A 7,249-nucleotide genomic window follows, 5' to 3' on the forward strand; every position below is an offset into this window, starting at 1 on the left:
CCGTCCCGCCCCGCGCGCGGACGCCACCGAGACAACCCTTTCCACACCCTTCCCGCCCCGACCATGAACGTCATCCGCTTCTCCGACCTGTGTGCACAAGGCAAGGCCCAGGGCCGCCGCGTCTTCATCCGCGCTGACCTGAACGTGCCGCAGGACGACGCTGGCCGCATCACCGAAGACACGCGCATCCGCGCCTCGGTGCCCTGCATCCAGATGGCGCTGGATGCCGGCGCCGCGGTGATGGTCACCTCCCACCTCGGCCGCCCGACCGAGGGTGCCTTCAAGCCCGAGGATTCGCTGGCCCCCGTCGCCCGGCGCCTGGGCGAGCTGCTGGGCCGCGAGGTGCGCCTGGCCGCCGACTGGACCGACGGCGTGCAGGTCGCGCCCGGCGAGGTGGTGCTGCTGGAGAACTGCCGCCTGAACAAGGGCGAGAAGAAGAACGACGAGGCGCTGGCCCGCAAGATGGCCGCGCTGACCGACATCTACGTCAACGACGCCTTCGGTACCGCCCACCGCGCCGAGGCCACCACCTACGGCATCGCCCAGTTCGCGCCCGTGGCCTGCGCCGGCCCGCTGCTGGCGGCCGAGATCGACGCCATCACCAAGGCCCTGGCCGCGCCGAAGCGCCCGCTGGTGGCCATCGTGGCCGGCTCCAAGGTGAGCACCAAGCTGACCATCCTCAAGAGCCTGTCGGCCAACGTGGACCAGCTGATCGTGGGCGGCGGCATCGCCAACACCTTCATGCTGGCCGCCGGCCTGCCCATCGGCAAGTCGCTGGCCGAGGCCGACCTGGTCGGCGAGGCCAAGGCCGTGATCGAGGCCATGCGCGCCCGTGGCGCCGCGGTGCCGATTCCGGTGGACGTGGTGACGGCCAAGAGCTTCTCGGCCGACGCGCCCGCCACCGTCAAGCCCGCCACCGAGGTGGCCGAGGACGACCTGATCCTGGACATCGGCCCGCAGACCGCCGAGCAGCTCGCCGCCCAGTTGAAGCAGGCCGGCACCATCGTCTGGAACGGCCCGGTCGGCGTGTTCGAGTTCGACGCCTTCGCCAAGGGCACCGAGGCCATCGCCCGCGCCATCGCGGCGAGCGACGCCTTCTCCATCGCCGGCGGCGGCGACACGCTGGCGGCCATCGCCAAGTACGGCATCGAGAAGGACGTGGGCTACATCTCCACCGGCGGCGGCGCCTTCCTGGAAGTGCTGGAGGGCAAGACGCTGCCGGCCTTCGAGATCCTGGAGAAGCGCGCAGCAGGCTGAGCACCTGGTGGCGGCGCCCGATGCGCCGTCGTGGGGCCAGCCAGACGGATCCCGTCAAAGGCGCCCGCAACAAAAAACCCGGCCCGCATCGCTGCGGGGCCGGGTTTTTTGTTGTCCCGTCGCATACGGCGTCAGGCCGCTGCGAGGGCTCGGGCGGCGTCAGGCCGGACGGGCGGCGGCGTCGGCCTGCGGCGGCACCAGCGAGCGCAGTTCGCTCGTGGCGCGGCCCTTGAAGTCGGTCCAGCACTGGCGCGTGAAGTCGTACAGCTTGCAGGCGCGGGCGGTGTCGAAGTACCACTTCCAGGAGAAGCGCTGGATGATGATGCGGCCAGGCAGCATCTGCTCGAGCACCTTCTGCGTTTCCTTGAGCTTGTAGAGCGGGATGCTCATGTCCACGTGGTGGGCGGTGTGCTCCATGATGTGGTGCATCAGCGCGCCGACCTTGAACGGGAAGGTCAGGTGCACGGTGGTGGACACGAAGGGCTGGGCGCGCTGCCAGGCGGCCTTCTCGTTGTGCCACTGGACCTTGACGTGGGTGTGGTGGCCGTAGATGACGAAGCCCATCATGTTGAACCAGAACACCATCGGCACCACGAAGCCCAGCAGCACCAGCAGCCAGGCCGACTGGCCGGTGGCGAAGGCGGCGCCGACCAGGGCGGCGATCCACACCAGCGCGAAACCGCTGACCAGCAGGCAGTCGCGGGTGAAGACCGGGCGGTAGGTGTTGCCCATGATCTTCTTGCTGGGGAACATCATCTTGGCCCACCAGATCTCGACGGCGTAGTACAGACCCGGGCCCCAGCCGCTGCGGTAGATGCGCTCGGCCACGCGGCGCATCGGCGACATGGCGCGGTACTCGTCCTGCGTCATGGGCGCCCAGACGAAGTCCACGCCCTTGAGGTTGGTGAAGCCGTGGTGCACCACGTTGTGGCCCATGTCCCAGAGGCTGTAGGCCGTGAGCGAGGGCAGAAAGGCGATGCGGCCGAGCCACTTGTTGAGGCGCCGGTTCTCGGTCAGGCTCTGGTGGCAGCCGTCGTGCCCAATGATGAACAGCCGGCCGATGACGAAGCCGGCGGCCAGGGCGGCCAGCAGCTTGAGCCAGACGGCATCGACCAGCACCACCGCGGCCATCAGGCCGAAGAACAGGATGTAGTCGAGCGTGACGAGGCCGAAGGCGCGCCAGGTGCTGCGCTGCGCGAGGGGCGTCAGCCAGCTGCGGATGATCTTGCGGTGCGGCAGCGGGGCGCTGGGCTCAAGCGGCTCGGGCAGCGCAATTTCAGGTCGGTAAGCCATTGATATCAGGCAGGTTTTCGGATCTGGACAACCCGCGACGATAACCGATGCGCTTGTCGCGGCGATGACGGCCGTCAAAAAAGCCCTTGAAAGAAATGCCGATAAGCGCTATTCCCGCGCGGCATGCCGGTGCAGCCGGCCGCCCGCGGCGCATGGGTGAGAATTCCCCACCGCCCTGCGCTTCCGTCTGGGGCGGCGCGATTCCGGAGACACCGTTCATGGCCCCCCGCATTCCCCGCCACGCCACCAAGATCGTCGCCACCCTCGGCCCGGCCTCGAATTCGCCGGCGCTGATCGAGCAGATGATCGTCCACAAGGTCAGCGTGGTGCGCCTGAACTTCAGCCACGGCCAGGCGCAGGACCACATCGACCGCGCCGCCATGGTGCGCGAGGCCGCGCGCCGTGCCGGCCGCGAGGTGGCCATCATGGCCGACCTGCAGGGCCCAAAGATCCGCGTCGGCAAGTTCGCCGAGGGCAAGGTCTGGCTGGAGCCGGGCGCCACCTTCGTGCTCGATGCCGCCCGCCTGGAGCCGGGCGACGTGCAGACCGTGGGCCTGGACTACAAGGACCTGCCGCGCGACGTGAAGGCCGGCGACCGGCTGCTGCTCAACGACGGCCTGATCGTGCTGCGGGTGGACGGCGTGCGCGGCGACGCGGTGCACACCACGGTGGTGGTGGGTGGCGAGCTGTCGAACAACAAGGGCATCAACAAGGAGGGCGGCGGCCTGACGGCGCCGGCCCTGACGGCCAAGGACATGGAGGACATCAAGACCGCCATGAGCTTCCAGGCCGACTACGTGGCGGTGAGCTTTCCGAAGAACGCCACCGACATGGAGATGGCGCGCCAGCTGTGCAACGTGGCCGGCGCCGAATGGGGCCACAAGCCGGGGCTGATCGCCAAGATCGAGCGCGCCGAGGCCATTCCGCGGCTGGAGGAAATCCTGCGCGCCAGCGACGGCATCATGGTCGCGCGCGGCGACCTGGCGGTGGAGGTCGGCAACGCTGCCGTGCCGGCGCTGCAGAAGAAGATGATCCGCATGGCCCGCGACATGGACCGCGTGGTCATCACGGCCACGCAGATGATGGAGTCGATGATCACCAACCCGGTGCCCACCCGCGCCGAGGTCAGCGACGTGGCCAATGCCGTGCTGGACGGCACCGACGCTGTGATGCTCTCGGCCGAGACGGCCGCCGGCCGCTATCCGCTGGAAACGGTCAAGGAGATGAGCCGCATCTGCGAGGCCGCCGAGCAGGCCGAGGACCCGGCGCACGACCTGGACTTCAGCGGCGGGCACTACAACCGCATCGACCAGTCCATCGCCATGGGCGCGCTCTTCACCGCCCACCACCTGGGCGCCAAGGCCATCGTGGCGCTGACCGAATCGGGCTCCACCGCGCTGTGGATGAGCCGGCATGCGGCGCACATCCCCGTCTACGCCCTCACGGCGCGGCTGACCACGCAGCGGCGCATGGCGCTCTACCGCAACGTGCGGCCGCTGCTGATGGAGTCGCAGAACGACCGCGACGGCGCCCTGCACCAGGCGGAGGAGCACCTGAAGAAGCGCGGCATCGTGCAGAGCGGCGACGTCTACGCCATCACCTGCGGCGAGCCGATGGGCGCGCCTGGCGGCACCAACATGCTGAAGATCTGCCGGGCGGCTTGAGCCCCTCCATCGCGTAGGACAGCCCCGCAGGCCGGAAACCAAAGCGGCCCTGGCTGCGTAAGGGGAACATGGCTCCCCCTCTCATCCTGCTGCGTCCGGTCGCGGTTGCCCTGGCCGTCCTGGCCGGCGCCCTGGCCCTCGGCGCCTGCTCGCCCATCAAGCTGGTGGACCGGCTGACGCCCACCGACACCTACACCGTGCAAAACGGCATCGCCTACGGCGACGCACCGCGCCAGCGGCTGGACCTCTACCAGCCGCTCGCCCGCACCGCGCCGCCGCCCGGCAAGCGGCCGTTGGTGGTCTTCTTCTACGGCGGCACCTGGACCACCGGCGAGCGGGCGCAGTACCGCTTCGTCGGCGAGGCGCTGGCCGCGCACGGCGCGGTGGTGGCGGTGGCGGACTACCGGCTGTCGGGCGAGGTGCAGTACCCCGCCTTCGTGCGCGACAGTGCCCTGGCCGTGAAATGGGGGCTGGACCATGCCGCCGCCGTCGGTGCCGACCCGGCCCAGGTCTACGTCATGGGCCATAGCTCGGGCGCCTACAACGCCGCGATGGTGGCGCTCGATGCGCGCTGGCTCGGCGAGCTGGGCGCCAGCCCGCGCCAGCTGGCCGGCTGGATCGGCCTGGCCGGGCCCTACGACTTCCTGCCCATCGGCGACCCGGACGTGAAGCGCGCCTTCGACTGGCCGCGCACCCTGCCCGAGTCCCAGCCCATCCAGCACGTCACGGCCGCCGCGCCGCGCACGCTGCTCATGGCCGCCACGCGCGACAACCTGGTCGACCCGCAGCGCAACACCGCGCAGATGGCCCGCAGGCTGGAAGCGGCCGGCGTGCCGGTGGAGGTGCACACCTTCGACAACCTCAGCCACATCACGCTGATGGGCGCCGTCGCGCGCCGCATCCAGTGGATCGGCGGGCCCGTCATGCCGCCGCTGCTGAGCTTCCTCGGACTGCCGCCGTCGGATTCGTCCCACAGGGCCCCTCATTAGAATCGTTGGAATTTTTTTGCACTTTCCACGATTAAAGAGGACATCACCATGGCACTTGTTTCGATGCGCGAGTTGCTGGACCACGCGGCCGCCAACGGCTACGGCATTCCGGCCTTCAACGTGAACAACCTGGAGCAAGTGCAAGCCGTGATGGCCGCCGCCGACGAAGTGGGCGCCCCGGTGATCCTGCAGGCCAGCGCCGGCGCCCGCAAGTACGCCGGCGAGCCCTTCATCAAGCACCTGATCCAGGCCGCCACCGAGGCCTATCCGCACATCCCGCTGGTGATGCACCAGGACCACGGCACCAGCCCCAAGATCTGCGCCGGCGCCATCGACCTGGGCTTCGGCTCGGTGATGATGGACGGCTCGCTGCGCGAGGACGGCAAGACCCCCGCCGACTTCGCCTACAACGTGGACGTGACCCGCAAGGTGGTCGAGATGGCCCACAAGGTCGGCGTGACCGTCGAGGGCGAGCTGGGCTGCCTGGGCAACCTGGAAACCGGCGATGCCGGCGAGGAAGACGGCATCGGCGCCGAAGGCAAGCTGGACCACAGCCAGATGCTGACCGACCCCGAAGAGGCCGCCCAGTTCGTCAAGGCCACGCAGCTGGACGCCCTGGCCATCGCCATCGGCACCAGCCACGGCGCCTACAAGTTCAGCCGCCCGCCCACGGGCGACATCCTGGCCATCAGCCGCGTCAAGGAAATCCACGCCCGCATTCCCAACACCCACCTGGTGATGCACGGCTCGTCGTCGGTGCCGCAGGAGCTGCGCGCCATCATCAACCAGTACGGCGGCCAGATGAAGGAAACCTACGGCGTGCCGGTGGCCGAGATCCAGGAAGCCATCAAGCACGGCGTGCGCAAGATCAACATCGACACCGACATCCGCATGGCGATGACCGGCGCGGTGCGCAAGTTCATGGCCGAGAACCCCGAGAAGTTCGACATGCGCGAGTGGATGAAGCCCGCCCGCGAAGCCGCCCGCGCCGTGTGCAAGCAGCGCTACCTGGAGTTCGGCTGCGAAGGCCAGGCCGGCAAGATCAAGGGCGCTGGCCTGCAGGTCATGGCGGCGAAGTACGCCAAGGGCGAGCTGGCGCAGGTCGTTCAGTAAGCGCGGCCTCGACCTGCAGCGCGGTGCACAGCACCGTGTCGTCGCGCATGCAGCCGTGCCACACCATCAGGCCCACGGGCAATTGCCCGGCCTGGTGGCAGGGCAGCGTCAAGGCGCAGCCGTCGAGCATGTTCACCACGCTGGTGTTGCGCACCAGTCGCGCGTTGACCTCGAAGAATGCATCGTCGCGCTCGGCGCCGGGCGCGACGTCGGCGATGGGCGGTGCCACCATGGGCACCGTCGGCGACAGCAGGGCGTCGAAGTCGGCGGTGAGCGCCTCCACCGCTTCGATCCAGCGGCGGCGCGCCTGGCACAGCGCGATGTAGTCGCCCTCCCCCATGGCCCGGCCCTTGAGGATGCGGGCCAGCACGCGCGGGTCGTAGCGGCCCGCATCGCGCGCCAGCCGGTCGCGGTGCCAGGCATAGGCTTCGAAGGCGGCGAACCCGCCACGCGACTGCAGCCCCCCGAACTCCTGGATGACCGGCAGGTCGATGTCCTCGATCTGGAAGCCGGCCTGCGCCAGCCTTGCCAGCGCCGCACCGAAGGCCGCCGAGACGGTCTCGTCCAGTCCGTCCAGCAGGAGCGTGCGGGGCACGGCCAGCCGGCGCATGCCCGGCGGCTTGTGTTCGACGCGGATGGCGCGGGCGGCCAGCACCTCGTGGGCCACGATCGCATCCCGCACGGACAGCGTCACCGCGCCGATGCTGTCCAGGGTGGGCGACAGGGGCACCGTGCCCGTGAGCGGCACCCGTCGGGCGGTGGGCTTGAAGCCGACGATGCCGTTGAGGGCGGCCGGCGTGCGGATCGACCCGCCGGTGTCGCTGCCCAGGCCGATCAGGGCCGCGCCGGCCGCCACGGACACCGCGGCCCCCGAGGACGAGCCGCCCGGAATGCGCGGGACCACCGGGTCCGCCACGTTGTGCGGCGTGGGCA

Annotated in this window: 7 protein-coding genes; 4 read left to right on the forward strand and 3 right to left on the reverse strand. The window is 69.7% G+C overall.

The genetic code is table 11. From position 1 onward, the window contains the following. The first annotated feature begins 63 nt into the window (after positions 1-63). A complete protein-coding gene (locus NS331_RS12675; protein WP_058642351.1) occupies positions 64-1,257 on the forward strand; it encodes a phosphoglycerate kinase in 1,194 nt (397 codons plus the stop codon). Positions 1,258-1,416: 159 nt separating this feature from the next. Here NS331_RS12675 and NS331_RS12680 read toward each other — a convergent pair whose 3' ends face one another. Continuing rightward, positions 1,417-2,550, reverse strand: coding sequence for a fatty acid desaturase (locus NS331_RS12680; RefSeq protein WP_058642352.1), 1,134 nt, complete (start codon positions 2,548-2,550; stop codon positions 1,417-1,419). Beyond that, entirely contained in the window at positions 2,534-2,770 is a 237-nt protein-coding gene (locus NS331_RS26165) for a hypothetical protein (protein ID WP_153012838.1), read from the reverse strand. The genes NS331_RS12680 and NS331_RS26165 overlap by 17 nt, the downstream gene beginning before the upstream one ends. On the opposite strand from NS331_RS26165, the gene pyk reads away from it, so the two are divergent. The 3 genes from pyk (at position 2,769) to fba (ending at position 6,316) form a co-directional block, all read left to right on the forward strand. Next, complete coding sequence (pyk, locus tag NS331_RS12685; RefSeq protein ID WP_058642353.1) at positions 2,769-4,214, forward strand: pyruvate kinase; 1,446 nt, start codon at positions 2,769-2,771, stop codon at positions 4,212-4,214. The two genes, NS331_RS26165 and pyk, sit on opposite strands and share 2 nt — an antisense overlap. Before the next feature lie 68 nt (positions 4,215-4,282). After that, entirely contained in the window at positions 4,283-5,203 is a 921-nt protein-coding gene (locus NS331_RS12690) for an alpha/beta hydrolase (RefSeq protein WP_058642354.1), read from the forward strand. A 48-nt stretch (positions 5,204-5,251) separates the two neighbouring features. Next, complete coding sequence (fba, locus tag NS331_RS12695) at positions 5,252-6,316, forward strand: class II fructose-bisphosphate aldolase (RefSeq protein ID WP_058642355.1); 1,065 nt, start codon at positions 5,252-5,254, stop codon at positions 6,314-6,316. Here fba and NS331_RS12700 read toward each other — a convergent pair. After that, on the reverse strand, positions 6,267-7,249 hold a 983-nt coding region (locus tag NS331_RS12700; protein WP_058642356.1), incomplete at its 5' end, for an amidase family protein. The genes fba and NS331_RS12700 overlap by 50 nt on opposite strands.

The organism is Pseudacidovorax intermedius, assembly GCF_001476815.1.
GTDB lineage: Bacteria > Pseudomonadota > Gammaproteobacteria > Burkholderiales > Burkholderiaceae_C > Xenophilus > Xenophilus intermedius_A.